Annotated in this window: 25 protein-coding genes; 4 read left to right on the plus strand and 21 right to left on the minus strand. The window is 68.8% G+C overall.

What is annotated here, in order from left to right:
• Nucleotides 1–159 precede the first annotated feature (159 nt).
• Nucleotides 160–1,386: a DUF349 domain-containing protein gene (locus VFG33_RS11970; protein WP_325025549.1), complete on the plus strand. Its 1,227-nt coding sequence runs from the start codon at nucleotides 160–162 to the stop codon at nucleotides 1,384–1,386.
• A gap of 88 nt (nucleotides 1,387–1,474) precedes the next feature.
• Nucleotides 1,475–2,416: a type IV toxin-antitoxin system AbiEi family antitoxin gene (locus VFG33_RS11975; protein ID WP_325025551.1), complete on the plus strand. Its 942-nt coding sequence runs from the start codon at nucleotides 1,475–1,477 to the stop codon at nucleotides 2,414–2,416.
• A 134-nt stretch (nucleotides 2,417–2,550) separates the two neighbouring features.
• Here the strand turns inward: VFG33_RS11975 and VFG33_RS11980 are convergent, their stop codons facing one another.
• From VFG33_RS11980 to VFG33_RS12055, 16 genes are all read right to left on the minus strand, one after another.
• Nucleotides 2,551–3,537, minus strand: coding sequence for a hypothetical protein (locus VFG33_RS11980; protein WP_325025553.1), 987 nt, complete (start codon nucleotides 3,535–3,537; stop codon nucleotides 2,551–2,553).
• Nucleotides 3,538–3,615: 78 nt separating this feature from the next.
• Nucleotides 3,616–6,009, minus strand: coding sequence for a RelA/SpoT family protein (locus tag VFG33_RS11985; RefSeq protein WP_414672947.1), 2,394 nt, complete (start codon nucleotides 6,007–6,009; stop codon nucleotides 3,616–3,618).
• A gap of 175 nt (nucleotides 6,010–6,184) precedes the next feature.
• On the minus strand, nucleotides 6,185–6,724 hold the full coding sequence (locus VFG33_RS11990) for an adenine phosphoribosyltransferase (protein ID WP_325025555.1): 540 nt from the start codon (nucleotides 6,722–6,724) through the stop codon (nucleotides 6,185–6,187).
• A complete protein-coding gene (secF, locus tag VFG33_RS11995) occupies nucleotides 6,724–7,905 on the minus strand; it encodes a protein translocase subunit SecF (RefSeq protein ID WP_325025557.1) in 1,182 nt (393 codons plus the stop codon). The genes VFG33_RS11990 and secF overlap by 1 nt, the downstream gene beginning before the upstream one ends.
• Nucleotides 7,905–9,653: a protein translocase subunit SecD gene (secD, locus tag VFG33_RS12000; RefSeq protein ID WP_325025558.1), complete on the minus strand. Its 1,749-nt coding sequence runs from the start codon at nucleotides 9,651–9,653 to the stop codon at nucleotides 7,905–7,907. The genes secF and secD overlap by 1 nt, the downstream gene beginning before the upstream one ends.
• A gap of 81 nt (nucleotides 9,654–9,734) precedes the next feature.
• Nucleotides 9,735–10,190, minus strand: coding sequence for a preprotein translocase subunit YajC (yajC, locus tag VFG33_RS12005; RefSeq protein ID WP_325025560.1), 456 nt, complete (start codon nucleotides 10,188–10,190; stop codon nucleotides 9,735–9,737).
• 166 nt (nucleotides 10,191–10,356) lie between these two features.
• A complete protein-coding gene (ruvB, locus tag VFG33_RS12010) occupies nucleotides 10,357–11,409 on the minus strand; it encodes a Holliday junction branch migration DNA helicase RuvB (protein WP_325025563.1) in 1,053 nt (350 codons plus the stop codon).
• 3 nt (nucleotides 11,410–11,412) lie between these two features.
• Nucleotides 11,413–12,015 (minus strand): Holliday junction branch migration protein RuvA, encoded by a 603-nt coding sequence (gene ruvA, locus VFG33_RS12015; protein ID WP_325025565.1) that lies wholly within the window; start codon nucleotides 12,013–12,015, stop codon nucleotides 11,413–11,415.
• A gap of 55 nt (nucleotides 12,016–12,070) precedes the next feature.
• A complete protein-coding gene (ruvC, locus tag VFG33_RS12020) occupies nucleotides 12,071–12,667 on the minus strand; it encodes a crossover junction endodeoxyribonuclease RuvC (protein ID WP_325025567.1) in 597 nt (198 codons plus the stop codon).
• Between the two features lie 96 nt (nucleotides 12,668–12,763).
• The gene (locus tag VFG33_RS12025) at nucleotides 12,764–13,933 is read right to left on the minus strand and encodes a GNAT family N-acetyltransferase (protein ID WP_325025569.1); all 1,170 of its coding nucleotides are present in this window, start codon (nucleotides 13,931–13,933) and stop codon (nucleotides 12,764–12,766) included.
• Nucleotides 13,934–13,986: 53 nt separating this feature from the next.
• The gene (locus VFG33_RS12030; RefSeq protein ID WP_325025572.1) at nucleotides 13,987–14,448 is read right to left on the minus strand and encodes a hotdog fold domain-containing protein; all 462 of its coding nucleotides are present in this window, start codon (nucleotides 14,446–14,448) and stop codon (nucleotides 13,987–13,989) included.
• Nucleotides 14,449–14,505: 57 nt separating this feature from the next.
• A complete protein-coding gene (locus tag VFG33_RS12035) occupies nucleotides 14,506–15,267 on the minus strand; it encodes a YebC/PmpR family DNA-binding transcriptional regulator (RefSeq protein WP_325025574.1) in 762 nt (253 codons plus the stop codon).
• Between the two features lie 35 nt (nucleotides 15,268–15,302).
• Complete coding sequence (gene pdxT / locus VFG33_RS12040) at nucleotides 15,303–15,902, minus strand: pyridoxal 5'-phosphate synthase glutaminase subunit PdxT (protein WP_325025576.1); 600 nt, start codon at nucleotides 15,900–15,902, stop codon at nucleotides 15,303–15,305.
• Nucleotides 15,903–15,906: 4 nt separating this feature from the next.
• Nucleotides 15,907–16,476: a DUF6891 domain-containing protein gene (locus VFG33_RS12045; protein WP_325025578.1), complete on the minus strand. Its 570-nt coding sequence runs from the start codon at nucleotides 16,474–16,476 to the stop codon at nucleotides 15,907–15,909.
• Nucleotides 16,470–17,372 carry a pyridoxal 5'-phosphate synthase lyase subunit PdxS gene (gene pdxS, locus VFG33_RS12050; RefSeq protein WP_325025580.1) on the minus strand — a complete coding sequence of 301 codons (903 nt, stop codon included), beginning with the start codon at nucleotides 17,370–17,372 and terminating at the stop codon, nucleotides 16,470–16,472. The genes VFG33_RS12045 and pdxS overlap by 7 nt, the downstream gene beginning before the upstream one ends.
• Nucleotides 17,373–17,462: 90 nt before the next feature.
• A complete protein-coding gene (locus tag VFG33_RS12055; RefSeq protein WP_325025582.1) occupies nucleotides 17,463–18,818 on the minus strand; it encodes an aminotransferase-like domain-containing protein in 1,356 nt (451 codons plus the stop codon).
• 150 nt (nucleotides 18,819–18,968) lie between these two features.
• Between VFG33_RS12055 and VFG33_RS12060 the strand changes: the two genes are divergently transcribed.
• Nucleotides 18,969–19,472: a hypothetical protein gene (locus VFG33_RS12060; protein ID WP_325025584.1), complete on the plus strand. Its 504-nt coding sequence runs from the start codon at nucleotides 18,969–18,971 to the stop codon at nucleotides 19,470–19,472.
• A gap of 57 nt (nucleotides 19,473–19,529) precedes the next feature.
• Here VFG33_RS12060 and VFG33_RS12065 read toward each other — a convergent pair whose 3' ends face one another.
• Genes VFG33_RS12065 through VFG33_RS12075 form a run of 3 tightly spaced genes read right to left on the minus strand, consistent with a single transcriptional unit; the run spans nucleotide 19,530 to nucleotide 21,875 of the window.
• Complete coding sequence (locus VFG33_RS12065; protein ID WP_325025586.1) at nucleotides 19,530–20,186, minus strand: response regulator transcription factor; 657 nt, start codon at nucleotides 20,184–20,186, stop codon at nucleotides 19,530–19,532.
• Nucleotides 20,183–21,706, minus strand: a complete 1,524-nt coding sequence (locus tag VFG33_RS12070; protein ID WP_325025588.1) for a sensor histidine kinase — start codon at nucleotides 21,704–21,706, stop codon at nucleotides 20,183–20,185. Before VFG33_RS12070 ends, VFG33_RS12065 begins: the two co-directional genes overlap by 4 nt.
• A gap of 46 nt (nucleotides 21,707–21,752) precedes the next feature.
• Nucleotides 21,753–21,875: a hypothetical protein gene (locus VFG33_RS12075; RefSeq protein WP_325025590.1), complete on the minus strand. Its 123-nt coding sequence runs from the start codon at nucleotides 21,873–21,875 to the stop codon at nucleotides 21,753–21,755.
• Between VFG33_RS12075 and VFG33_RS12080 the strand changes: the two genes are divergently transcribed.
• Nucleotides 21,874–23,529, plus strand: coding sequence for a bifunctional 3'-5' exonuclease/DNA polymerase (locus VFG33_RS12080; protein WP_325025593.1), 1,656 nt, complete (start codon nucleotides 21,874–21,876; stop codon nucleotides 23,527–23,529). The genes VFG33_RS12075 and VFG33_RS12080 overlap by 2 nt on opposite strands.
• Here the strand turns inward: VFG33_RS12080 and VFG33_RS12085 are convergent.
• Together VFG33_RS12085 and VFG33_RS12090 are read right to left on the minus strand one after the other, a co-directional pair.
• A complete protein-coding gene (locus VFG33_RS12085) occupies nucleotides 23,511–24,512 on the minus strand; it encodes a sigma-70 family RNA polymerase sigma factor (RefSeq protein WP_325025595.1) in 1,002 nt (333 codons plus the stop codon). The genes VFG33_RS12080 and VFG33_RS12085 overlap by 19 nt on opposite strands.
• Nucleotides 24,509–24,994 carry a hypothetical protein gene (locus VFG33_RS12090; RefSeq protein WP_325025597.1) on the minus strand — a complete coding sequence of 162 codons (486 nt, stop codon included), beginning with the start codon at nucleotides 24,992–24,994 and terminating at the stop codon, nucleotides 24,509–24,511. The genes VFG33_RS12085 and VFG33_RS12090 overlap by 4 nt, the downstream gene beginning before the upstream one ends.
• Between the last annotated feature and the right edge of the window lie 71 nt (nucleotides 24,995–25,065).

The following is a 25,065-nucleotide window of genomic DNA, read 5'->3' on the forward strand; positions in this document are numbered from 1 at the left end:
GGCAACCCCGTTGCATACAGCCAGGGAGTTTGTGATTGTTCAGTGATACACGTCGGGAGAGGTCTCGACGCGCCCAGGTATGCCCTGTTTTGCTCGGATGAACCAGGGACTGACCAGAATGGGCATGAGCGCAGTGCATACCGCCGGAAGGGGCGAGTTGTGGCCGAGGAAAGCTGGGGCCGGGTAGCAGACGACGGAACGGTGTTCGTCCGGACCAAGGACGGCGAACGAGCGGTCGGCCAGTGGCCGGACGCGAACCCGGAGGAGGCCCTCGCCTTCTACACCCGCCGGTACGACGCGCTCGCGTTCGAGGTGGATCTGCTGGAGAAGCGGGTGCAGGCCGGCACCGTCTCCCCCGACGACGCCCGGGCCGCGGTGAAGAAGGTCACCAGCGCGATCGACGAGGCTCAGGCAGTCGGCGATCTCGACGGCCTGCGGGCCCGGCTGGACGCCCTGGCTCCCCTGGTCGCCCAGCAGCGCGAGAAGCGCAAGGCCGAGCGCGCGGCCAAGGTCGAAGAGGCCCGCGACGCCAAGACCAAGATCGCCACCGAGGCCGAGACGATCGCCGCCGGCACCGACTGGCGGCACGGCGTCACCCGGCTGCGCGAACTGCTCGACGAGTGGAAGGCCCTGCCCCGGCTCGACAAGTCCAGCGACGACGAACTCTGGCACCGGTTCTCGTCCGCCCGCACCACTTACACCCGGCACCGCAAGCAGCACTTCGCCGAGCTCTCCTCCAAGCGTGACGAGGCCGCAGTGGTGAAGGAGCGGCTCGCGGCCGAGGCCGAGGGCCTTTCGTCATCGACCGACTGGGGTCCGACGTCCGGACGCTTCCGCGATCTGATGCGGCAGTGGAAGGCGGCCGGCCCGGCCCCGCGCGAGGTGGACGACAAGCTGTGGGCCCGGTTCCGCAGCGCGCAGGACGCCTTCTTCGGCGCCCGCGACGCGATCCAGGCCGAGGAAAACGTCGAGCAGCAGGCGAACCTGCAGGCGAAGGAAACGCTGCTGGTCGAGATCGAGGCGATTCTGCCGGTAAACGATGCCAAGGCCGGCCGCGAACAACTCCGCGACCTGCTGGACCGCTGGGACGCGATCGGCAAGGTCCCGCGTGACTCGATGCGCGCGATCGACAGCCGGCTGCGCGCGGTCGAGCAGGCGGTCAAGTCCGCCGAGGACGAGGTCTGGAACCGCAGCAACCCCGAGGCCCGCGCCCGCGCCGAAGCCACGGTCAAGCAACTCCAGTCGCTCATCGCCGACCTGGAGAAGCAGGCCGCCAAACACGAGGCGCAAGGCAACGCCCGCAAGGCAACAGAAGCCCGGGAAGCCATCGAAGCCCGCCGAGAATGGCTAACCCAAGCCCAGAACGCCCTAACCGACTTCAGCTAACCCCCACCCCCTGCGATCATTCGCCCCCTTTTGACCTTCTGTGGATAACTTTCGGCAGTGATCCGGCGCGTTCGTCGATCCTGCTGTGATGCTCACGGAGACTTTCCCGCTGTACTGCGATGGTCGGCCGTTCACCCGTCGGTTCGCGAACGACCACGGGTGGACCGACCGGAAACTAGCCGCCCTGGTGAGGGACGGAAAGCTCCGCAGATTGGTCAAGAGCGTGTACGTCGACGCCCTCGCGCCCGACACGATCGAACTGCGCGCCGCAGCGGTGGCTCTGATCGCGCCGAAAGACGCGGTCATCTGTCGGGAGACGGCAGCCTGGATCTACGGCATAGACGGCCTGGCACTGCGGGACAACGACAGATTCCCGCCCATCGACTGCGTACAACCACCGAAGCGCAGGGCTTCGCGCCTCACACTTTCCACGGGACACAGCCAGACCCTGCTGCCCGGCGACACCGTGGAGATCGAGAGCCTGCGGGTCACCAGCCCGGTGGCCACGGCGATTCACCTGGCCCGGCACCTGGATCGCCCGTTTGCGTTGTCAGCGATCGACTTAATGTTGCACACAGGATTCGTCGACCTCTCCGCGCTACGGGCAGCGACGACGAAATACCCACACCATCCCGGAATCGTGCAGGCGCGGGAAGTGATCCGGTACGCGGAGGCGCTGACCGAGTCGCCTGGTGAGTCGTGGCTGCGGTTGCGACTTCTGGATGCGGGATTCGGCAGGCCGGCCGCACAGATCCCCGTCAAGGGACGGCATCGCGACTTCAGGATCGACCTGGGATATCCGGAGCCGATGGAGGACGGGCGACGGCTTGGCCTGGAGTACGACAGCGATCTGTGGCATTCGGCACCAGGTGACGACATACGCGACGAGAATCGGCGGAACGAGTTGGCCGAGGTCGGCTGGCACATCCTGCCGGTGAGGCGACTGGATATCTGGGGACGGTACCCCGCCTTGGAGTTGGCAGTTGGAGAGCTGCTGGGAATTCAGCCGAAGCTGCCGCGGCGGTGGTAGGTGGCATGTGCGGGCCGCGCGCCCATCCGTTGCGTTCATTCGCCCCCTTTTCACCCTCCACGTCGGCGGGCCAGGTGCCCGTCGGCGATCCCACAGAGGGTGAAAAGGGGGCGAATGAACGTGTGAGGGTGGGGCTAGGTGGTGAAGCCGGCGTGGACGTGGTCGTGGTGGGTGGTGTCGCTGAAGTAGGTGGAGCCGTTTAGCTGGACGGGGCCGCCTACGTTGTAGGAACCGGCGGAGGCGGCTGCGCGCATGTAGCCGGTGACGAGGCTGCGGGAGGTGGTGGGGGCGACGACGGGGAGCCCGTTGATCTGCCAGGTGTCGAAGGCCCGGCCGCGTGGGTGGTCGCTGGGACGGTCGGTACCGAAGACGTTGATCGGGTGGCCCGACCGGATCACGCTCACGCCGATCCGGTAGTTCTCCGCCAGGCTCAGCATCGCGTTCAGCACCGTGTCGTGGACCTGGCCGGAGCGGACGTCCGCGATCGAGGCCGCCGGCAACGTGATCCGGTCGTTGGAAAGCACCCGGTTCGCCGCGGCGGTCAACTGCTTCGCGGCCGCGCCGGGCTTAGCGCGGTTCAACGCTGTGACCCGCCATGTCTGACCTGACCGGCTCAACCGCACATCAACGGTCGTCCCACCCGTGACCACCTTGCCGTCGACCAGGTAGTACTGGCGACACACCACGAGCACGCTCGCCGAGTCCGACAGAATCCCGCCGTACTGCGCATCGGTGATCGCCACCGCCGAACGCCCGTGGTCCCGACTGAGCAGGTCCTCGGTCGCCCGCACAGCCGCGACCTTCACCTCCGGCTTCACCTCGCCCGGCCCCGGAGTCCACGGCTTGACCGTCGGCAACGCCGGAGTAGAAGGCGTACTCGACGGGCTCGGACTGCCGGGCGCCGACGGAGGAGTCGTCGTGCCACCCGTGCTCGATCCCCCAGGGCTCGTCGGGGCAGGGGTTCCGGCGCTGCCGGTGGTGCCGCTGGAATCGCTGCACCCGGCGAGCGCACCAACGCCGAGCAGCAGCAAACCGCGCCGGCTCAGGCCCGGCACAGACCGGCCGAGGCCAGGTCGGCTCAGGCCCGACAGGCCCGGTCGGCTCAGGTTCGAGCCGGTCATGCCTCGTCCCCCGGCAACGGTCCGCTCATCATCAGACCACCAAAGCACGGACCACCAAACAGCTCGCCGCGGAGGTGGTTACTGGGTGACTCGGTAGACGTCGAAGACGCCTTCCACTGAGCGCACTGCCTTGAGGACGTGGCCCAGGTGGGTGGGATCGCCCATCTCGAACGTGAAGCGGGACTTGGCGATCCGGTCCCGGGTCGTCGTCAGGGCCGCCGACAGGATGTTCACGTGGTAGTCCGAGAGGACGCGCGTGATGTCCGACAGGAGCCGGGCCCGGTCCAGGGCTTCCACCTGGATCGCCACCAGGAAGACCGACTGCGCGGTCGGGGCCCACTCGACCTCGACGATGCGCTCCGGCTGGGTCTGCAGGTTCTCGACGTTGGCGCAGTCGGCGCGGTGCACTGAGACGCCCGCACCACGGGTGATCCAGCCGATGATCTCGTCACCCGGCACCGGCGTACAGCAGCGGGCGAGCTTGGACAGGATGTCCGTGGTGCCCTTGACGATGACACCGGCATCGCCGCGCGCAGTACGCTTCCGCCGCTCGCGAGTAGCCGGCAGCCGCAGTCCCTCGGCCAGGTCCTCGGCCGCGCCCTCTTCCCCGCCGTACGTCTCGATCAGCCGCCGCACTACGGCCTGCGCGCTGACGTGGCTCTCACCGACAGCGGCGTACAGGCCCGTCACGTCCGGGTAGCGCAGTGAGTTCGCGACGGCTGTCAGGGTCTCGTGCGACAGGAGTCGCTGGAGCGGCAGACCCTCCTTGCGCAACTGCTTGGCGATCGCGTCCTTGCCGTGCTCGATCGCCTCGTCGCGGCGTTCCTTGCTGAACCAGTGCTTGATCTTGTTCCGCGCTCGCGGGCTCTTGACGAAGGTGAGCCAGTCGCGCGACGGTCCGGCGCCCTGCGCCTTCGAGGTGAAGACCTCGACCACGTCGCCGTTCTCGAGCGTGCTCTCCAGCGGCACGAGCCGGCCGTTCACCCGGGCGCCGATACAGCGGTGCCCGACCTCGGTGTGGATCGCGTAGGCGAAGTCGACCGGCGACGATCCGGTCGGCAGCGACATCACGTCGCCGCGCGGGGTGAAGACGTAGACCTCGGAGTTGTTGATCTCGAACCGCAGCGAGTCGAGGAACTCCGACGGGTCGGAGGTCTCCCGCTGCCAGTCGACCAACTGCCGCACCCAGGGCATGTCGTTCGGGCTGCTGACGTCGGTGGTCGGCGCCGCGCCCACCTCGGGAGCCGGTGAGTTCGGATCTTCCTTGTACTTCCAGTGCGCCGCGATGCCGTACTCCGCGCGGCGGTGCATCGAGAACGACCGGATCTGCAGCTCCACCGGCTTGCCCTGCGGGCCGATCACGGTGGTGTGCAGCGACTGGTACATGTTGAACTTCGGCATCGCGATGTAGTCTTTGAACCGGCCGGGCACCGGGTTCCACCGCGCGTGCAGCACGCCGAGCGCCGCATAACAGTCCCGGACCGACTCGACCAGCACGCGGATGCCGACCAGGTCGTAGATGTCGCCGAACTCGCGACCGCGGACGATCATCTTCTGGTAGATCGAGTAGTAGTGCTTCGGCCGCCCGGTCACGGTGGCCTTCACCTTCGAGGCGCGCAGGTCCTCGTGCACCTGGTCGATCACGGTGGCCAGGTACTCGTCGCGGGACGGCGCGCGCTCGGCGACCAGCCGGACGATCTCGTCGTACACCTTCGGGTGCAGGGTCGAGAAGGACAGGTCCTCGAGTTCCCACTTGATCGTGTTCATACCGAGCCGGTGGGCCAGCGGGGCGTAGATCTCCAGTGTTTCCCGGGCGATCCGCTCCTGCTTCTCCTGCCGCAGGAAGCCCAGCGTGCGCATGTTGTGCAGCCGGTCGGCGAGCTTGATCACCAGCACCCGGATGTCCTTGGCCATCGCGACGACCATCTTGCGGATCGTCTCGGCCTGCGCGGACTCGCCGTACTTGACCTTGTCCAGCTTGGTCACGCCGTCGACCAGCATGGCGATCTCTTCGCCGAACTCCTTGGTCAGCTCGGCGATCGTGTAGTCGGTGTCCTCGACGGTGTCGTGCAGCAGGGCCGCACACAGCGTCGGCGCAGTCATCCCGAGCTCGGCCAGGATGGTGGCGACCGCCAGCGGGTGCGTGATGTACGCGTCGCCGCTCTTGCGGAGCTGACCGGTGTGGTACTTCTCGGCCGTCCGGTAGGCGCGCTCGATGATCGCCAGGTCGGCCTTGGGGTGGGTCGCTCGGACCACCCGGAAGAGCGGCTCGAGCATCGGCGCCCTGTTCGGGTGGCGGGTGCCGCCGAGGCGGGCGAGCCGGGCCCGGACCCGGGCCGGCGCGATCCGCGGCGGCTGTTGCTGGGCAGCGGGTGGCACGGCAGTGGGCGGCGAGGAACTGACCGCCGGGCGCACAGCTGCGGGCGCGCGCGGAGGCTCATGCGGTACCACGTCCGGCACCGCTGAAGTCATCGCCGGGTCTTCGCCCACGTTGTATCCCTCCGCCGACAGACCACCAGTCTAGGGGGAAGCGGCCAACGAGGCAGACACGGCCTGTGGACAACACGCCGGAGCAGTCCCCAAACCGACTTCAGACAGTAATCAAAGGCTCACGTAGCCCGCTCGCCACCGCTGAAGAACGGGTGTCTCAGACTGTGACGAGCGAGGTCACGTGCTCGCCCGCGAGGCGGTCGCGGCCCGAGAGGAACGACAGTTCGAGCAAGACCGCCGTACCGACCACCTCGGCGCCGCAGCGGCGTACGAGCCGCAGGCAGGCCTCGACGGTGCCACCGGTCGCCAGCACGTCGTCGATCACCAGCACCCGGTCCCCCGGGTTGAACGCGTCCTGGTGAACCTCGATCGTCGCCTCGCCGTACTCCAGCGCGTACGACTCCTCGTACGTCGCGGCCGGCAGCTTCCCCTTCTTCCGCACCGGGACGAATCCGGCCCCCAGCGCGAGCGCCACCGGGGCGGCCAGGATGAAGCCGCGGGCCTCGATCCCGACCACCTTGTCCACCACGACGGCGCCGTCGTCGTCCGTGCCCGCGGCGGCCAGCGCCTCGATCACCTGGGCGAAGCCGCCGTGGTCCGCCAGCAGCGGGGTGATGTCCTTGAACACCACCCCCGGCTGCGGGTAGTCCGGGATGTCGCGAATGCCGGTCTTCAGGACCTCTTCGAGCGACCGCATCACTTACCGCGCTTGGACCGCGGCTTGCGGGTGGGCTGCGGTCTCCCGGCAGCACCCGACGACCTCGGCCGGGCCGACGGCACCGGAGTACCAGCCTTGGGCCGGTCCTGCTTGCGGGCCTCGGTGACGACGGTGGTGCCACCACCACCGGCTCCGGCCGCGGCGGCCGCAGGAACCGGCGTACCGGCTGCTGCGGCGCTCTGGGCGCGCTTGGACATGACCCGCTTGCGCAGTGCGACCATGCCCGGCTCGCGCTCCTTGAAGACGGCCAGCAGCGCCGGGGCGATGAAGACCGACGAGTACGCACCGACCGCGATACCGACGAACAGCGCGAGCGACAGGTCCTTCAGCGGACCCGTGCCCAGCACCACGGTGCCGACGACCAGGATCGATCCGACCGGCATCAGCGCGATCAGGGTGGTGTTGATCGACCGTACGACGGTCTGGTTGACGGCGAGGTTCGCCGCATCGCTGTAGGTGTAGCGGTTCGACCCGGTGATACCCCGGGTGTTCTCGCGGACCTTGTCGAACACCACAACCGTGTCGTACAGCGAGTACCCGAGGATGGTCAGGACGCCGATCACGGTGGCGGGGGTGACGTCGAAGCCGATCAGCGCGTAGACGCCGACGGTGATCAGGACGTCGTGCACCAGCGCGATGATCGCGGCCGCCGAGGCCTTGGGTTCTCGGAAGTAGCCCCAGATCACCAGGAACACCAGGAACACGAACACGATCAGGGCGATGATCGCCTGTCTCGCGATCTGACTACCCCAGGAGGCGCCGATCTGCGAGTTGCTGACCTGGTTCGCGGCGACGCCGGCCTGCTGGGCGATCGCGGCCCGGACCTTGGCGATGTCGTCCTGATCGAGCGGCCGGGTCTGGATCCGAACCTGGTCGGAGCCGACGGTGGTGACGATCGGGTCGCCCAGATCCTTGGCGTTGGTCGCCTTCACCACGTTGGTGAAGTCGTCCACCGTGCTGCTGGTGACCCTGACGTTCGCCTGGTACTCGACGCCGCCCTTGAACTCGATGCCCAGCGCCAGGCCGCGGGCGAACAGCCCGACCAGCGAGATCGCCACCAGCACCAGGGAGACGGCGAACCACAGCTTCCGCTTGCCGATGAAGTCGTAGGAGACCTCACCGCGGTGCAGCTTCGCACCGATGCTTCCGAGCTTCGACATCAGACCTCCCCTCCCACGGGCTTACGCGTCGACGGCTTGGCCGGCTGACCGGACGGTTTCCCCTGGCCCGGCAGCCGTTCGACACCGAGGTGCTCGGGGTCGAGGCCGGACAGCTTGTGGCCGTGACCGAAGAAGTCGGTCCGGGCCAGCAGCGTCATGATCGGCTTGGTGAAGACGAACACCACCAGCAGGTCGATCAGCGTGGTCAGGCCGAGCGTGAACGCGAAGCCCTTCACACTGCCGATCGCGAGGATGTAGAGCACGATCGCGGCGAGCAGCGAGATCGAGTCGGCCGCGATGATGGTGTGCTTGGCCCGGGCCCAGCCGGTCTCCACCGACGACCGCAGACTGCGGCCCTCCCGGACCTCGTCCCGCAATCGTTCGAAGTAGATGACGAACGAGTCCGCGGTGATACCGATCGCCACGATCAGACCGGCGATACCGGACAGCGTCAGGGTGAAGCCGATCGCCTCACCGAGCAGCACCACCGACGTGTAGGTGAGGGCGGCCGCCGCGATCAGTGACAGCACCACCACGAACCCCAGGCCGCGGTAGTACAGGAACGAGAAGATGACCACCAGGCCCAGGCCGATGAGGCCGGCCATGATGCCCGCGGACAGCTGGTCGCCACCGAGCTGCGGGGAGATCGTCTCCACCGAGGAGATGTCGAAGGAGACCGGCAGCGCACCGTACTTCAGCACGTTCGCCAGGTCCCTGGCCTCGGTCTCGGTGAAGGTGCCGGTGATCTGCGCCTGACCACCCGGGATCGGACCGCTCACGCTCGGGGTCGAGATGGTCTCGCCGTCCAGCACGATCGCGAACAGGTTCTGGCCTTGCGGCCGCTGCGCGATCGCGGTGGTGGCCTTGAGGAACTTGTCGCCGCCCTCACCGGTGAACTTCAGGTTGACCTGCCACTGGAAGCCGCCCTGCGGGATGCCGGCGCTGGCGTCCGACAGGTCGGTGCCCTTCAGGATCGCCGGGCCGAGCAGGTACTTCGTGGCCTTCTCCCGGTCGCAGGAAATCAGTGGCTTGGCCGGGTCGTCTGTCGGCGCCGGCTTGTCACACGTGTACGCCGCGAAGGCCGCCTGGGTGGCTGCGTCCGGGGTGTAGTTGAGCGGGTCGGCCGGGTTCGCCGGCGGCGTCGACGCGGGCGGCGTGGCCGGAGTACTCGGCTTGGCCGTCGGAGTCGGGGTCGGCGTCGGGGTGGCGGCCGCGAGCACGCTGCTCCAGGCCCGGCCGTTCGGCGTGCTCGACGGCTGGATCGTCGTCGAGGCCTTCGGCGTCGTGGAGGTGGACGGTTTCGGCGTGGTGGAAGGCTTCGGTGTGGTCGACGGCGTCGGTGACGGCGTGGTGGCCGGCGCCGGGGTGCCGGCCTGGGCGTCGTACACGATCCGGAAGTACAGCAAGGCGGTCTGGCCGACCTGCTTGATCAGGCTGTCCTGGCTGGCACCCGGCACCGCCACATTGATGTGGTTGCCGCCGGAGGTGGTGATGTCGGCCTCGCCGACACCCGCCCCGTTCACCCGCTGCGAGATGATGTTCTTCGCCTCGTCGAGCTGGTCGGCCGTCACCGTTCCGCCACCGGACAGCGACTTGGCCGTCAGGGTGATGGTGGTGCCGCCCTTGAGGTCCAGACCGAGCTTGGGCACCCAGCTCTGGGTGAGTGCCACGAGCCCGAACAGCAGGAGCAGGATCACCCCCAGGACGATCAGGAGCCGCCCGGGGCGGGATGTCGTCGTCGTTGCCACGTCAGATTCAACCTTTGCGCTTCTGGGCGCGCCGCGACGTCTTCAGGACGCTCGCACACCGCACGCCGATAGGACGGAAGATCAGTTCTCGGTGTGCGTCGGAGGCAGCTTGGCCTTGTCCTGCACCTTGCTGTCACCGGTCTCCGGTACGTCGACCGTGTCCCGCGCCTCGGGCTTGTCGTCGGCCGGCTCGTCCGCCGCCTCGGCGACGTCCTCGTCAGCGGTTGCGTCCTCGTCAGCCACGTCCTCCGGGATCACCCGGCCGACGGCGTTCTTGACGAACTGCACCAGCACGCCGTCGGAGACCTCGACGGTGACGTACTCGTCGTCGACCTCCTCGACGATGCCGACCATGCCGCTGGTGGTGATCACCTTGGTGCCCGGCGCCAGAGCGGCGACCGTGGCTGCCTGCTTGGCGCGCTGCTTGCGCTGGGTGCGGCTCATGAACCAGATCATCCCGACGATCAGGATCAGCGGGAGCAGGAGCGTGATGCCCGAGCCCCCGGAGGAGGCCATCGGTGCGGCGATCAGAAACATCGGGACTCAGAATCCTTCGTCGAGGGAGAAAAACGGGCGCCCGGCGCGCTCTGCTCGAGCACGCAGGCCGCAGCGGGATGGCCTGGGGTCAGGCCACCGGGGAGTCTAACCCTGGGCGGCAACAAGTACCTCATGACACCGGGTCACATTTGAGTTACTCGTTCCCTTATTCGTCGTCGGTGTCGAACAGCGTGTCCGCGAAGGTCGCGCCTTTCGGCACCGTCAGGCCCAGGTGCCGCCAGGCCGCCGGTGTCGCCACCCGGCCTCGCGGTGTCCGGGCCAGATAGCCCGACCGAACCAGGAACGGCTCGGCCACTTCCTCCACGGTCTCACGTTCTTCTCCCACCGCAACCGCCAAAGTGGAAAGACCCACCGGTCCGCCACCGAACCGGCGGCACAGCGCGTCCAGCACGGACCGGTCCAGCCGGTCCAGTCCCATCTTGTCCACCTCGTACAGCTCCAGCGCGGCCTTGGACAGCGCGAGTGTCACGATGCCGTCCGCTCGTACCTCTGCGTAGTCGCGGACCCGGCGGAGCAGCCGGTTCGCGATCCGGGGTGTGCCCCGGGACCGGGAGGCGATCTCGGCCGCCGCCTCCGGGGTGATGTCGACCTCCAGCAGGGCCGCGGACCGGTTGACGATCTTCTCCAGCTCGGCCGAGTCGTAGAACTCCAGGTGCCCGGTGAATCCGAACCTGTCCCGCAACGGACCCGGCAGCAGCCCGGCCCGGGTGGTCGCCCCGACCAGCGTGAACGGCGGGATCTCCAGCGGGATCGCGGTCGCGCCCGGTCCCTTGCCGACGATCACGTCGACCCGGAAGTCCTCCATCGCCATGTAGAGCAGTTCCTCGGCGGGCCGGGACATCCGGTGGATCTCGTCGAGGAACAGCACCTCGCCCTCGTTCAGCCCCGAGAGGATCGCGGCCAGGTCACCCGCGTGCTGGATGGCCGGACCACTGGTGATCCGCAGCGGCGCGGACAACTCGCTGGCGATGATCATGGCCAGGGTGGTCTTGCCCAGCCCAGGCGGCCCGGACAACAGCACGTGGTCGGGAGCCCGGTTCCGCCCCCGCGCGGCGTGCAGCACCAATTCGAGCTGCTCGCTGACCCGGCGCTGCCCGCCGAACTCGGCCAGCGTGCGCGGCCGCAGGGCGGATTCGATCTTGCGTTCCTCGAGATCCACCGCGTCCGCGGAGACCAATGGCCTGACGTTGTCGTCCATCCGCTACGCCTTGGACAGCGCGCGCAGCGCCGCCCTGAGCAGGTCCGGCACCGACGGCTCTCCACTGCCGGCCGCCAGCGGGGACACGGCGATCACGGCGTCGTCGGCATCGCGAGCCGACCAGCCGAGCCCGACCAGGCCGGCGTGCACCTGCTCGCGCCAGGCCTCGGACGCCTGCAGCGGTCGCCCGGTGACCGTCTTCGACGGGAGACCGATCTTGTCCTTGAGCTCCAGCACCAGCCGTTGCGCGACCTTCTTGCCGACACCGGGGATCTTCACCAGCATGGCCAGGTCCTCGGCGGCGACCGCCTGCCGAAGCTGATCAGGACTCAGTACCGCGAGCGCCGCCTGGGCCAGCTTCGGGCCGACGCCCGACGCGGTCTGCAGCAGCTCGAAGAGCTCCTTCTCGTCGGCGTCCAGGAAGCCGAAGAGGGTCAACGAGTCCTCGCGCACCACCATCGAGGTGGCGAGCTTGAACTCCTGCCCGGGACGCAGGCTCGCCAGCGTGCCCGGGTGACAGTAGAGCTGCAGCCCCACTCCCCCGACCTCGATCACGCAGCTGTCCAGCCCGATTGCCGCCACCGGCCCCCGCACGAACGCGATCATCGCCTGCCCCCTTCGGTCCCCAACTGCATCCCGGCGACGTCACACACCATCGCTGTCACTTCTTACCTCCTTGCGCCGCGACCGCGGCTCGCAGTCTCGCGACCTGCAGGCGCGACTGGGCCTGGGCCAGCGCCTCGAGATTGGCGCGGCTGCCTGCCGCTTCCTGCAGCCGGTTCGTCACGCCGCCGCGCCAGACGTGACAGATCGCCAGCGCCAGCGCGTCGGCGGCGTCGGCCGGGGTCGGACGCTCGTCCAGCTTCAGGATCCGCGTCACCATCGTCGTCACTTGTTCCTTGCCGGCCCGGCCGGAACCGGTTACCGCCGCCTTCACCTCACTCGGGGTGTGCAGCGCCACCGGCAGCCCCCGCCGGGCGGCGACCACCATCGCCACGCCGGATGCCTGGGCTGTGCCCATCACCGTCCGCACGTTCTGCTGGGCGAACACCCGCTCCACCGCGACCGCGTCGGGCCGGTGCTCGGTGATCCACTCGTCGATGGCGGCCTCGATCTGGACCAGCCGCCGCGCGACATCCAGGTCGGCCGGCGTCCGGATCACCCCGACCGCGACCAGCTTCGGCGGGCGCCCGGGCGTGCCCTCGACGATGCCGAGACCACACCGGGTCAAACCGGGGTCGACGCCGAGCACTCGCATGGATCACCTCCGAACGTTTGTTCGACAACACTAAACGTCCGCCTCCACCCGGATGAAATCGACGCGCCGAGGTGCCGGCGGACGTGAGTCGCCCGCTCAGAAGAAGTCGAGCATGTACGGCGAGGCGCCGGCGAAGGCGGTGTCCACCGGGCCGTCGGAGCCGGTGGAGCCACCCGACGCCAGACCGGCACCGCGAAGCGCAGCGAGCGGCGTACCGGCGTACAGGGCTGCTAGGCCGCGGGCCCCGAGTCTGAGTGCGTCGCCGGTGGCAGTGGATGGCGTGAGCGTGCCGGAGCCGTCCGCGACGGACAGGTGCCAGCGGCCGGTGTTGGAGGCGAGCTCGGAGTCTTCGAGTTCCAGGTCGACTTCCAGTGAGGCACCGGGAGCGAAGCCGCGAGCAGCGATCGCCGCAGGTGCATCGAGCAGGCGGAGCATCCACCGCTGGATCTGGGTGTGCTTGTCGGCCTCATGCTCGACCAGGTAGTGCACCGGGTCGCTCGGAGAGATGAAGGCCTTCACGTTCCGAGCGATGGACGAGCCGGAGCCGACAGTGGCCCACAGGGCTCTCGCGGTGTTCTCCGACAAGGCAACGAGCTCGTCGACGCGCAGATCCGAGTCGTCCCACAGGTAGACCACGAAGCCGTCCTCGGCGAGGTAGGCGAAGTTCTCGTCGTCCTCCAGCCACTCGGCGACCTTGGCGACCGGCCAGGCGAGCATCCCGCTGGTACGCCCAGCCGTGTGAGCCTGGGCGACCAGCGCCAGGATGCGCTCCGCGTCCTCGGGCCCGGCCCGCCGGATGCTCACGTCCTTGCCGCCCAGCGTCCGCAGATCGGCCGCGGGGAAGGAGAAACGGTACCGGCCGCCCCCGAACTCGTACCCGAGATGCCGGTAGATCACCGTGGTCGCCGGATACAGCGCACTGAGCGGGAACCCCTTGTCCACAGAGCGTTGCAGGACGCCGCGCATCAGCTTGCTGCCGACCCCACGCCCCCTGTACTCCGGTGAGACGACCACCCCCGCGATCCCCGCCATCGGGACCTGGTTGCCACCCCACCACTGCTTGAAGTCCCAGATCCGGGCCGCGGCAGCCAGCTCGTCACCAGCCATGACCCCGACATACCGGCCGTCCTGGATGAACTCGATCGCGTCCTTGATCCACTCCTCGCGGGCACTGGCGGCCAGCGGACCGAACGAGCGGGACCGGATCCGGATCACCGCTTCCAGCTGGTCCTCGGTGATGTCGACGAATCGCAAGGCATCAGTCACGTCCAAGACCCTACGACGAAGCTGTCCGACCCTGCGAACAGGTATCCCGGGGCCTACTTCTTGTCGGTCACCCAGAGGTTGATCGTGCCCTCGACGACCACGGTGCCGTCGTCGCGGGTCGCCTTCACCCGGACCGGTACGTCGGGACCTGCGGTCCACGCGGCGGGATCGGTCTCGGCCGAGCACGTCAGGTCGGACGTGGACTTGGCGAGGTAGGCGACCTCCATTCCCTTCGGGAGCCACCTCTTCCCGCTGGGGACGGTCGCCTCGGCCAGGGCGCCCATGGCCGCCTCCAGACCGTTGCACACGGCAATGGCATGCACTGTGCCGATGTGGTTCTGCACGGCCCGGCGCTTCGGCAGGACCAGCGACGCGTAGTTCGGGCTCACCTGGACGAACCGGGGCCGGATCGACCGGAAGTACGGCGCCCGCCACGTGAACGCGAGCGAGAACACCCGCGAACCACCCGGCATCCCCCGGAACTTCTCCCACATCGCCAGCACCTGAGTCGCCACGCCCGCCAGATTACCCGCAAGTAACCACCCTTGTCGCCTCTTCAAATGCGCGCGGGGTCAGCCGACCTCGGCCATCACTTCGTCGGAGACGTCGAAGTTGGCGTAGACGTTCTGCACGTCGTCGCTGTCCTCGAGGGCGTCGATCAGGCGGAAGATCTTGCCGGCGCCCTCGGCGTCCAGCTCGACCGTGATCGACGGTACGAACGACGCGTCGGCCGACTCGTAGTCGATCCCGGCGTCCTGCAGCGCGGTCCGGACCTTGACCAGGTCACTGGCCTCGCTGATCACCTCGAAGGAGTCGCCGAGGTCGTTCACCTCGTCGGCGCCGGCCTCGAGCACGGCCTCCATCACGTCGTCCTCGGTGAACGTCCGGCCGTCCTGCTCCTTGGCCAGCACGATTACGCCCTTGCGGTTGAACATGTAGGCCACGCTGTTCGGGTCCGCCAGGGAGCCACCGTTGCGCGTCATCGCCGTACGGACGTCGGCCGCGGCGCGGTTGCGGTTGTCGGTCAGGCACTCGATCAGCATCGCGACACCGTTCGGGCCGTAGCCCTCGTAGGTGATCGACTGCCAGTCCGCGCCACCCGCCTCGGCGCCGGAGCCACGCTTGACCGCGCGGTCGATGTTGTCGTTCGGGACCGACGACTTCTTCGCCTTCTGGACCGCGTCGTACAGGGTCGGGTTGCCGGCCAGGTCACCGCCGCCGGTGCGGGCGGCCACCTCGATGTTCTTGATCAGCTTCGCGAAGAGCTTGGCGCGCCTGCTGTCGATCACGGCCTTCTTGTGCTTGGTGGTGGCCCATTTGGAGTGGCCTGACATCGCGAACCCAACCCTTCTACCGCCTGCTTGCTGACTTAGCCGCCACGCACGAGATCGGCGAAGTAGCCGTGCAGCCTGGCGTCCCCGGTCATCTCCGGATGGAACGACGTGGCCAGCAGCCGATCGTGGCGAACGGCGACGATCCTACCTTTGGCGGGGCCGGAGCTCACGGTCGAGAGCACCTCGACCTCGCGACCGACCCGTTCCACCCACGGTGCCCGGATGAACACGGCGTGGTACGGCGTGTCGAACGCGGCGAAGGTCAGGTCCGCCTCGAACGAGTCCACCTGCCGCCCGAACGCATTCCGCCGGACCGTCACGTCCAGTCCGCCGAGCGTCTCCTGGCCCTCGATCCCGCCGGTGATCTCGTTCGCCAGCATGATCATCCCGGCGCAGGTGCCGAACGTCGGCATCCCGTCCGCGATCCGCTTCTGCAGCGGCTCGAACAGCTCGAACGACCGGGCCAGCTTGTCCATCGTGGTCGACTCGCCACCGGGCAGCACCAGTCCGTCGACGGCCGCCAGTTCGGCGGGACGCCGTACCGGCCGGGCCTCGACGCCCACCTGGGTGAGCATGGCGAGGTGCTCGCGCACGTTGCCCTGCAGCGCGAACACGCCGATCACGGGCTTGCTCAACTCACTACTCCTCTGCGTCCAGGAACGGGCGGCGCTGCCAGACGACCGTGACCTCGATCCGGCCCTCGTCGAAGACCGCCGGGAGGTCGCGCTCTCGCAGGAGGGCCAGGACGTCCTCCAGCAACGGCTCGCCCGGTGCCACGTTCGCCGTGTCGGGGTGCCAGACCTTCAGCTCGAGCATCTCGAAGTCGATGGCGTGCCAGACGTCGGTGTCGGTGAAGAACACCAGGCCCTTGGCATCGGTCGCTGCCTGCAGCACCTCACGTGCCTCGTGGTGGTCGGCGCAGTAGCGCACCACTACGAGCCCCAGCGACTCCAGCTCGGCCAGTACTGCGTCGAGTCGGTCCGTGTCGGTCTGGTCCGGCCAGGCGGTCGCCTCCTCGGTTAACGAGACCAGGGCCTCGTCGATCAGCTCCGGCACCAACGCGGCCGGGTCTGTCGACGGGGCATCCTCCTGCACGGCCTCGGTCAACGCTGCCGTTATGGCGGCGCGATCGGCGTACCCGGACCGCACCAGGACGCGGGCAAGGCCGCGCAGCTCCCGGCCCGTCCGCTCGTCCAGTCCCGTCACCATCCGCGCTCGGCGAGGCGGTGCGGCTGCGGGATCTCGTCGACGTTGATGCCGACCATGGCCTCGCCAAGACCGCGGGACACCTTCGCCAGTACGTCGGGGTCGTCGTAGAAGGTGGTCGCCTTGACGATCGCCTCGGCGCGCTGGGCCGGGTTGCCCGACTTGAAGATGCCGGAGCCGACGAACACACCCTCGGCACCGAGCTGCATCATCATCGCGGCGTCGGCCGGGGTGGCGATGCCGCCGGCGGTGAACAGCACGACCGGAAGCTTGCCGGCCTGTGCGACCTCCTTCACCAGCTCGTACGGCGCCTGCAGCTCCTTCGCCGCGACGTACAACTCGTCCTCCGGCAGATTCTGCAGGTGGCGGAGCTGCTGGCGGATCTGGCGCATGTGGGTGGTCGCGTTGGAGACGTCACCGGTACCGGCCTCGCCCTTGGAGCGGATCATCGCCGCACCCTCGGTGATCCGGCGCAGCGCCTCGCCCAGGTTGGTCGCGCCACAGACGAAGGGAACGGTGAAGTTCCACTTGTCGATGTGGTTCGCGTAGTCGGCCGGGGTGAGCACCTCGGACTCGTCGATGTAGTCGACGCCGAGGCTCTGCAGCACCTGCGCCTCGACGAAGTGCCCGATCCGGGCCTTGGCCATCACCGGGATCGAGACGGAGCTGATGATCGAGTCGATCATGTCCGGGTCGCTCATCCGGGAGACGCCGCCCTGGGCGCGGATGTCGGCCGGGACCCGCTCCAGCGCCATCACCGCGACGGCACCGGCGTCCTCGGCGATCTTGGCCTGCTCGGCGGTGACGACGTCCATGATCACGCCGCCCTTGAGCATCTCCGCCATGCCACGCTTGACCTTCGCGGTACCGGTCTGCGGGCTGTTCTGGATCTCGGTCACTACATCCTCCTGGTCGCGGCTTGGCACGCCTCAAGAGTAGGCCGCACAACCGACGGACCGTCAGTCCACCTCGAATCAACTGGACCGACGCTAGCGTGATTGGTTCAAGGCGGTGCCGAGGCGGGCTACCACCAGTCGCAGAGTGGCCGGGGGTGCGGTGAAAGGGATCCGGATGTGCCGGCGGTCCGTGCCATCCGGTGTGAAGAGGTCTCCGGCGCCCAGCAACAGTCCCTGACCGCGCGCGATTTCCAGCACGCGGCGGGCCCGGACGTCGGTCAGCTCCAGCCACAGCGTCATACCACCGGTCGGCGTCGGCCAGGCGACTCCATCGAGCGTCTTCAGCCCGGACTCCAGTGCCGCGAGGTTGGCCCGCAGCCGGGTCTTCCGGCGCGAGATGACCCGGTCGAGGCGGCCCAGGATCGCCTGGGCCAGCAAGTCGTCAAGCGCACTCGGGGACGTGATGCTCAGCTGCGCCGAGGTGTTGATCCGCCGCCGCAACTGCCGTCCGGTCCGGACCCAGCCCACCCGCAGCCCGCCCCACACGGTCTTGCTCAGCGATCCGACACTGACTGTTCGCGGGTAGCGGCTCAGTGGGTCCGGTTGCTCGGCTGTGGAGAGCCACAGTGGTCGCATGGTCTCGTCGCTGATCAACACCGCGTCGTACCGGCGGGCGAGCTCGACTACAGCCGTCCGGCGGTCCGCGGGAAGGCTCAAGCCGGTCGGGTTGTGGTTGTCGGCCTGCAGGTAGATCACTTTCGGCTTGTGGCGTCTGCAGAGGTGCGCGAGCTGATCTGTGTCCCAGACGCCCGCGGGCCAGCCGACTACGTCCAGCCGGTGCCGCCTGAGCAGGTCAAAGGCCGCCGGGTACGTCGGGGACTCGGTGATCGCTACCCCTGGGCCGAGGTCGAGCCCGGCGAGTGCGGCATTGATACCAGCTGCGGCACCCACAGTCAGAGTGAGCTGACCCGGCTCTGTCGGAACGCCGTCGGCTGTGAGGTGCTCCGCCAACGCAGTACGAAGCTCTAGTGATCCGCCGGGCGGCGGGCCGTCACCGCCCATCGCCTGCGGGAGTCCGTCCGCAACGATCTGCGCAGCAACCTCCGCCACATCGTGCGGAGCCGCAGTGGTCGCGAACCGTAGGTCCAGCACGGGCTGATCCCCTGCAGTAACGGTCGACGCCGGCGCAATGGGGTCCAGCAACCGGTCAAGCGGTCGGACATGCGTCCCAGAACCCCGCTTGGTCTCGAGCACCCCGTCCGCCCGCAACTGATCCAGAGCCCGTACTACGGTGACGCGGCTCAACCCGAGTCGCTCAGCCAGCACCCGCTCGGAAGGAAGCCGCGAACCGATCGAAAGCTCACCCCGCTCGATCCGCCGCAACACCAACGCCTCGACCTGCTCGGTCTTGGTCCCGTCCACCGGGTCCAGATCACTCCCCCGCCACATGAGTCCAGTCTCCCACCACTGGACTACTCCGACACCCGCGACGGTCCGATGAGGCCACTCTCATCTACCCCTCACAGTGGTCTCATCCGGGCGCACGACAGTGAACTGTGAGTCGGTCGTCAAGGACCGGCCAGACACCGGAGGACCTTCATGAAGCGCTCCATCATCGTGGCCGGCACAGGCACCCTGGTGCTGGCGGCAGGCGTGCTCTCCGCGCCGCCCGCCCAGGCCGAGGAACGCACCTGTCGCGGCACCCTCGGCGCCATCACCGTGGACAACCTGCGGGTGCCGGCCGGCGCCAGCTGCACCCTCAACAGGACCACCGTCAAGGGCACCCTCAAGGTCGAGCGAGGCGCCCGGCTGGCCACCAGCTCCGCCCGGGTGAACGGCAACGTCCAGGCCGAGGGGCACGCCCACGTCTACCTCTACGCGTCCACCGTCGGCGGCAGCGTCCAGCTGAAGCAGGGCCGGACCGCGTCGCTCTGGTCCACCTCGGTCAAGGGCGACGTCCAGTCGTTCACCAACCGCGGCGCGCAGGTCTTCAGCCACAACCGCGTGGACGGCAACCTGCAGTGCAAGTCCAATGTCCCCGCACCGACCGGCAAGTCCAACAGGGTCGGCGGGAACAAGCAGGACCAGTGCAGCCGCCTCTGACCAGCTGAGGCCCCCGAGACCCCTCCCAACTCCCCCGGGAGGGAGCGGTGCGCGGCGCTAGACCAGCCGGTATCCGGCGCCGCGCACCGTCTCGAAGCGTTCCGCCCCGAGCTTGCGCCGCAGATAGCGGATGTACACGTCGACCACGTTCGAGCTCGGGTCGAAGTCGAACCCCCAGACCCGGCTGAGCAGCATCTCCCGCGACAGCACCTGACCGCCGTTGCGCAGGAACGTCTCCACCAGCACGAACTCCCGGGCCGTCAGCGGCACCACCCGGCCCTCGACCACCGCACACCGCGACCGCAGATCCAGCGCCAGCGAGCCCCAGCGCAGCGTGGCCGGCTCCCCCACGCGGTCGTCCCGCAGCCGCAACCTGATCCTGGCCAGCAACTCCTCGAACCGGAACGGCTTGCTCAGGTAATCGTCGGCTCCACCTTCCAGCCCGGCCACCGTGTCCTGGACCGAGCTCCGCGCGGTCAGGATCACCACCGGCATCGTGCTTCCGGCCGTCCGCAGCCGCCCGAGCACGGTGAAGCCGTCGAGCTCCGGCAGCCCGAGATCGAGCAGCAGCAGGTCGAACTCTCCGGTCAGCCCGTGTTCCAGCGCTGTTCGGCCGTCGCCGACCACCGTGGGCGTGAAGCCGTTGGCCCGCAGTCCCTTGGCGACGAACGACGCGATCCGTTCCTCGTCCTCGGCGATCAGCACCCGGCTCACAGCACCACCTCCTCGGCGGTCGCCTGCGCCACCGACCGCGCCACCACCGGTACGACGGCCTGCGGTATCCGCAGCAGGAACATCGCCCCGACCCCGGGAGTCGATTCCAGGATCACGCTGCCGCCGTGCGCCTCGGCGATGGCCCGGACGATCGCCAGGCCCAGGCCCGAGCCGTCCGACCGGGCAGCCCCCGGACCGCGCTCGAACCGGTCGAAGATCCGCTCGGCGTCCTCCGGCGCGATCCCCGGGCCCGTGTCGCGGACCCACAGCTGGACCGTGTGGCCGTCGGCCGACGAGCCGATCACCACCTGGTCCGACGGCCGGGTGAACTTCACGGCGTTCTCCGCGAGCTGGACCAGAGCCTGGGTGAGGCGTTGCCCGTCGGCGACCGCCCAGGCGTCGGCCCGCCGGTCGATCCGCCAGGACCGGTCACCGAGTGCGCGGGCCTTGTCCAGCACGACGTCGGTCAGCTTGCCGATGTCGACCAGGTCGGTCCGCAGGAAGTCCGGCCGTTCCGACTTCGCCAGCACGATCAGGTCCTCGACCGACCGGCTCATCCGGTCCAGCTCGTCCAGCAGCAGGTCCCGCACCTCGGCGGTCTCCTCGGCCTCAGCGGTGTTCAGCAGTTCCAGGTGACCGCGCACGATCGTGATCGGGGTGCGCAGCTCGTGACCGGCGTCGTCGAGGAACCGCCGCTGGGTCGCGAAGGCCTCCTCGAGCCGGTCGAGCATCGCGTTGAAGGTCCGGGCCAGCGACGAGACGTCATCGTTGCCATGGACAACGATCCGGCGGGCCAGGTCCGTCTCGCTGATCTGCTGCGCGGTCTGCCGGACGTCCCGGATCGGCCGCAGCAGCCGGCCGGCCGCCAGCCAGCCTGCCAGCGCAACCACGGCCAGCGCACCGACCGCCACCGCCGCGTAGACCTGGAACACCTCGGTCAGCTCGGCCTGTTCGGGCTCGGTGAAGTAGACGACCGCGAACAGCCCCCGCTGCTGGCCCACCGTCACCGGGATCGTCGAGTACCTGATGTGACCGGCTGCCGACTGGTACGAACCCGAGGAGCCGTCGGGGCTGGCGGTGACCAGCGCCCGGAACTCGGGGTCACCATGGAGGGCGAGCGTGCCGCCGACCGGAGCAAGGGTCTGATCCGGCAGGTAGGCAGCGAGGGTCTGGTGATGGTCGGCCACGTTGCGCCGCAGCGCCACCTCGAACAACCGGTCCAGGCTGGTGAACTGCCCGCCGTCGGCCGGATCGACCGCCGATCGCCGGAACTCCGTGAACTCCGAGACCTCCTGCTGCAGGGCGCGTTCGATCCGCAGGTCGACCCGCTGCCGCTCCAGCACGTACGCCGTCCCTGCGGCACCGGCCATCCCGAGCGCGGTGAGCAGCAGGACCCAGGCGAGGATCCGGGCCCGCACCGAGCGGGTGAGATCGGCCGCCGTTCGGACAGCACGAAGCCGGGAGACCAGCCGCTGAGCGACCGGTCTCCCCGTCGTCGGCCCCGAGTCGATCCCCCTCATCCCCACCCACTGTCACCCGCTGTAGTTCCTGTCCCTCTTGATGATGTCACCGGCCGGTGAACTCCGCCCAACCCCGGCCGGTGACGTCGGCTGAGCATCCACCGTCGTGGTCGCCGTGCCCGCGGCGAGCACGCTGACTGTCGGTGGCGGGTGGCAGGATCGCGGGCATGGACGAGAGGTGGGCGATCGGGCCGGTCGGGGGTGGTGGGGCGCTGGTGGTCGCCCTGGGGCCTGACGGTTTGCCGGTTGGGGAGGTTCGGCATGAGCCGGACCTCGCTGCCGCCGTGGGCTCTCGTCCGCACGTGAGTCGGTGGGTGTGGCGGTCGACCTCGGAGATCTACCCGCGGCTGTTGGCGGCCGGAGTACGGGTGGAGCGGTGTTATGACGTCGAGTGTGCGGAGGTGCTGCTGCTCGGGCATGAGGGGCGGCTCGGCGAGCCACGTTCCGCTGCGGCTGCCTGGGCTCGCTTGACGAATGCACCGGTGCCGGCCGATCCGCCGCTGCGGGCTGCCGAGCCGGGTGAGCAGTCCTCGCTGTTCGACTTCGAGGTGGAGTCCCTGCCGTTCGAGGCGTTGCTGAAGGTGTATGCCGACCAACTGCGCCGGCACCAGGACGCGGAATACCCGGATCGCATGCGGTTGCTCACGGCCTCGGAGTCGTCGGGGATGCTGATCGCCGCCGAGATGGATCGCGCCGGGCTGCCGTGGAGCGCCGAGACGCATCGTGCGCTGCTGACGGAACTGCTCGGCGAGCGGTTCGCGGGTGGTGGTGAGCCGCGGCGGTTGACCGAGCTCGCCGACCGGGTGTCGGAGGCTTTCGGGCGGCGGGTGCGACCTGATTTGCCGGCGGATGTGCTGAAGGCGTTCAAGCAGGCCGGCTACGAGCTGAAGTCGACCCGGCGGTGGGAGTTGCAGACCATCGATCACCCGGCTGTCGAGCCGTTGATCGAGTACAAGAAGCTCTACCGGATCTACACCGCGAACGGCTGGAGCTGGCTGCACGACTGGGTCCACGACGGCCGGTTCCGGCCCGGGTTCGTGCCGGGCGGCACGGTGTCGGGCCGCTGGGTGACGAACGGTGGTGGCGGGCTCCAGATCCCGAAGGTGATCCGCCGCGCGGTGGTCGCCGATCCCGGCTGGCGGCTCGTCGTCGCCGATGCGTCCCAGCTGGAGCCACGGGTGCTTGCCGCGATCTCCCGTGATCCCGCGTTGATGGCGGTTGCCGGCGATGCCGACGACCTCTACAAGGCCGTGTCGGACAAGGCGTTCTCGGGTGATCGCGGGATGGCGAAGCTCGCAGTACTGGGTGCTATCTATGGGCAGACGTCCGGTGATGGGCTGAAGAATCTGGCGGCGCTGCGGAAGCGGTTCCCGCGGGCGGTCGGGTACGTGGACGACGCGGCGCGTGCCGGTGAGGAAGGCAAGCTGGTCCGGACGTGGCTCGGCCGGACCTGCCCGCCGTCCGGATCCCCGCTGGACGCGGCAACCCTGGAAGGTCCACCGGCAGACGAGCCGCAGGTGGATGGCCGGCAGGCCAGAGCCAGAGGCCGGTTCACCAGGAACTTCGTCGTCCAGGGCAGCGCCGCCGACTGGGCGCTGCTGATGATGGCCGCGCTCCGGCAGTCGATCGCGACGCTCAAGGCCGAGCTCGTCTTCTTCCAGCACGACGAGGTGATCGTGCACTGCCCCGCCGAGGAGGCCGACCAGGTCGCGACGGCCATCCAGGCCGCCGGAGACCTCGCCGGCCGCATCACCTTCGGCGAGACCCCGACCCGCTTCCCTTTCACCACCGCGATCGTGGAGTGCTACGCCGACGCCAAGTGATCGGGAAGTCCGAAGCGGCCGAAGTCGGTGGTGTGGAAGGCGGTCAGCTCCGCGATCAGCCCGTCCTCGATCCGGAAGACCCCGACGCCGAACGGTAGGTAGAGCCGCTCCCCCGGCTCACGCAGGTACGACGCCAGCGCCGGCTGCCGGTTGACCCCCACCACGAGGTACTGGAACTCGCCCCGGTAGGACTCTCCGTCGGGTCTGAGGTTGCCGACCAGCGAACGCAGGCAGTCCACCCGGCCGGAGAACCAGAACGGCCACGGCGGCATGGTGATCCGGATGTCCTCGTGCATCAACGCCGCCAGCGCCGTGGGATCCGCCCGCTCGAAGGCCTCCATGTACTTCGCGAGCAACGCCTGCTCATCGGCCGTGGGATCACTCGACGGCGCCCATTCCGTACGCCGCTCCGGCAGGTGGTCCCGCAGTACCGGCCTTGCTCGCTGCAAGGCACTGTTGACGGAGGCAACCGTGGAGTCCAGCAGCTCGGCGGTCTCCTTCGCGGACCAGCCGAGCACGTCCCGGAAGATCAGCACCGCTCGCTGTCGCGCCGGCAGGTGCTGGATCGCCAGCAGGAACGCCAGCTCGATCGTCTCGCGCCGGACCACCTCCGCATCGGGCTCGTCGTCCCGGTTGAGCAGGACGTCCGGGAACGGCTGCAGCCAGGGCAGGTCGTCCCGTGCCGGCAGCGCCTCAGCCGGGTACGACGCCGGCTCGAGCTGGTGCGGCAACACCCGCCGCGGGCGCCGGGAGTCGTCGATGCAGGCGTTGGTGGCGATCCGGTACAACCACGCCCGGAAACTGGACCGGCCCTCGAAGTCGGCCCGTTTCCGCCAGGCCCGGAGGAAGGTCTCCTGCACCATGTCCTCGGCGTCGTCGTACGAGCCGAGCATCCGGTAGCAATGCACCCGCAGCTCGTGCCGGTGCTTCTCCGCCTGCTCAGCGAACGTGTGCTCGTCCTCCATCAACCCGGTCTCGGTCAACTGCCGTCCTCCAGTTCGATCGTGGCGGGCATCGGCGCATGGCCGGCGAGCTGGAACCAGCTAACCAGGCGGCGCCGACGGAGGTCGCGGGTCGACACCACGATGTCGTTGTGGAAGCGCCTGGCGAGCTGGACGCGCCGCATCGCCAGCGAGAGCTCCCCCGCCCAGGGCTCGATATCGGTCCCGGTCGCGTGGATGGCGCGGGTCAGCGCGGACTCACACTGTTCCCGCTCGTTGTCGTCCGTCGCGGTCCGGGCGCGATGTGCCGCGTCCAGGAGCAGCAGCGACGACGCAGGATCCAATACGCCGCTGCCGGCGAGCTCGGCCACCAACGCCGACCGGCGAGCGAGTTCCGTGTCGAGGCGGGCCCGGGCGGTCGCCACCCGGTGGTGCAGCTTGTCGAGCCTGCCCGCGGTCCAGCACCCATAGGCGGCGAACAGCAGCAACACCGCCACGATCGCCAGCCCCCAGGAAAGGTCCACCCCCACATTCGACCACCGATTACGGAGCGCTGACGGAGTGGGTGGAATGGGTAGCCGGCCGGCGGTGCGCT

This window comes from Kribbella sp., from assembly GCF_035687465.1.
Classification (GTDB): domain Bacteria; phylum Actinomycetota; class Actinomycetes; order Propionibacteriales; family Kribbellaceae; genus Kribbella.

Excerpts from the sequence above, each read along its gene's own strand:
- ruvA (WP_325025565.1), bottom strand. The coding sequence starts at position 12,015 with ATGATCGCGTTCGTGCGGGGGCCGGTGGCGGCAATCGGGCTGGACAGC.
- VFG33_RS12075 (WP_325025590.1), bottom strand. The coding sequence starts at position 21,875 with ATGCCCGCGATCCTGCCACCCGCCACCGACAGTCAGCGTGCTCGCCGC.
- VFG33_RS12055 (WP_325025582.1), bottom strand. The coding sequence starts at position 18,818 with ATGTGGCGGGGGAGTGATCTGGACCCGGTGGACGGGACCAAGACCGAG.
- VFG33_RS12080 (WP_325025593.1), top strand. The coding sequence starts at position 21,874 with ATGGACGAGAGGTGGGCGATCGGGCCGGTCGGGGGTGGTGGGGCGCTG.
- VFG33_RS11990 (WP_325025555.1), bottom strand. The coding sequence starts at position 6,724 with ATGCGGTCGCTCGAAGAGGTCCTGAAGACCGGCATTCGCGACATCCCG.
- VFG33_RS11975 (WP_325025551.1), top strand. The coding sequence starts at position 1,475 with ATGCTCACGGAGACTTTCCCGCTGTACTGCGATGGTCGGCCGTTCACC.
- ruvB (WP_325025563.1), bottom strand. The coding sequence starts at position 11,409 with ATGGACGACAACGTCAGGCCATTGGTCTCCGCGGACGCGGTGGATCTC.
- VFG33_RS12060 (WP_325025584.1), top strand. The coding sequence starts at position 18,969 with ATGAAGCGCTCCATCATCGTGGCCGGCACAGGCACCCTGGTGCTGGCG.
- VFG33_RS11980 (WP_325025553.1), bottom strand. The coding sequence starts at position 3,537 with ATGACCGGCTCGAACCTGAGCCGACCGGGCCTGTCGGGCCTGAGCCGA.
- VFG33_RS12035 (WP_325025574.1), bottom strand. The coding sequence starts at position 15,267 with ATGTCAGGCCACTCCAAATGGGCCACCACCAAGCACAAGAAGGCCGTG.
- VFG33_RS12070 (WP_325025588.1), bottom strand. The coding sequence starts at position 21,706 with ATGAGGGGGATCGACTCGGGGCCGACGACGGGGAGACCGGTCGCTCAG.
- secF (WP_325025557.1), bottom strand. The coding sequence starts at position 7,905 with ATGTCGAAGCTCGGAAGCATCGGTGCGAAGCTGCACCGCGGTGAGGTC.
- VFG33_RS11985 (WP_414672947.1), bottom strand. The coding sequence starts at position 6,009 with ATGACTTCAGCGGTGCCGGACGTGGTACCGCATGAGCCTCCGCGCGCG.
- ruvC (WP_325025567.1), bottom strand. The coding sequence starts at position 12,667 with ATGCGAGTGCTCGGCGTCGACCCCGGTTTGACCCGGTGTGGTCTCGGC.
- yajC (WP_325025560.1), bottom strand. The coding sequence starts at position 10,190 with ATGTTTCTGATCGCCGCACCGATGGCCTCCTCCGGGGGCTCGGGCATC.
- VFG33_RS12045 (WP_325025578.1), bottom strand. The coding sequence starts at position 16,476 with ATGGTGACGGGACTGGACGAGCGGACGGGCCGGGAGCTGCGCGGCCTT.